Origin of the sequence: Flavobacterium buctense (assembly GCF_014486695.1) — a bacterium.
Lineage (GTDB): Bacteria > Bacteroidota > Bacteroidia > Flavobacteriales > Flavobacteriaceae > Flavobacterium > Flavobacterium buctense.
On sequence record NZ_JACTAB010000027.1, the window covers coordinates 1 to 1,072 of the forward strand.

At 38.8% G+C, this 1,072-nt stretch carries 1 protein-coding gene; it reads left to right on the forward strand.

Going from position 1 to position 1,072, the window contains the following annotated elements:
* On the forward strand, window positions 1–1,072 hold a 1,072-nt coding region (locus ICG50_RS13000; protein WP_187661329.1), incomplete at both ends, for a hypothetical protein.

Consider the following 1,072-nt stretch of genomic DNA (forward strand, 5'->3'; position numbering starts at 1 on the left):
AGGCGTTGTAGGTGTTTTAGGTTATCGATTTAAAATCACTAACAATGTGACCAATGCTTTCACTACAGTTGATACTAGTGTTGCTAGTTTTAATATGACTATGGCTAGTGGTTTTTCATATGGTACCAGTTATACCATCCAAGTAGCGGTTTTAGTTGATGGATTAGAGCATCCATATAGTGCCGGTTGTGTTATCACTACTCCAAGTGTTCCAATCAATCAGCCTACTACATTATGTGGTCAGACATTGGCTGCCTTGAACACAAGAATTTTTGCTTCAGCAGTTTCCGGATCACAGCTTTACAGATGGCGAGTTGCTTTGTCAACCGCTCCGACGACTTATTTTTTCCATACCACTACCGCTTCAAGTTTTAGATTGACCAATGTTGCAGGCTTGAATGTTACTTTTGGAAAAACCTATTTGGTGGCTGTTCAGTCAGAAGTTTTGGTTAATGGAGTTTTAACGGTTTCTGATTATAGCAGTATTCCATGTAGTGTAAGTACGCCATCAGTTTCAAGTGTTAGCCTTTCGGCTAATCAATGTGGAGGTACTTTAGAGGGTATTTTAGATGGTATTTTTGTTAATTCGGTACCTAATGCCGTAAGTTATACTTACCGTGTACGAAAAGTAGGCACTACAAGTGATTATGATTACACGAGTAACTTTACTAGTTTTAAATTAAGTGATGTACCCGGATTATCATTAACTCATGAGTCTTTTTATGAGGTATCTGTATCTGTAAAAATAGTAATAGATGGTGTTACTTATGATTCTCCATTTAGTGCGCCATGTACAATTGGTACCCCTTTATTTCCATCTGTTGGACTTCAGGAGTCTCAATGTAGCGATGGTGCTGAGCCAATAGCCGGACCTTATCAGGTATCTTCTATGAGTGAGGCTATTTATTGTGATTTTGTATCGGGTGCTAGTTATGAGTTTGTATTACAGAAATCAGTTGAAGGAGAGTTGGTTGGTTCGCCAATAGTAGTGCCACGTTCGAGCAACTTTTTCACCTTAAATATGGTTCCTGGAATCGAGTCAGGAGTTGCTTATGTAGTGTATGTAAGGTTG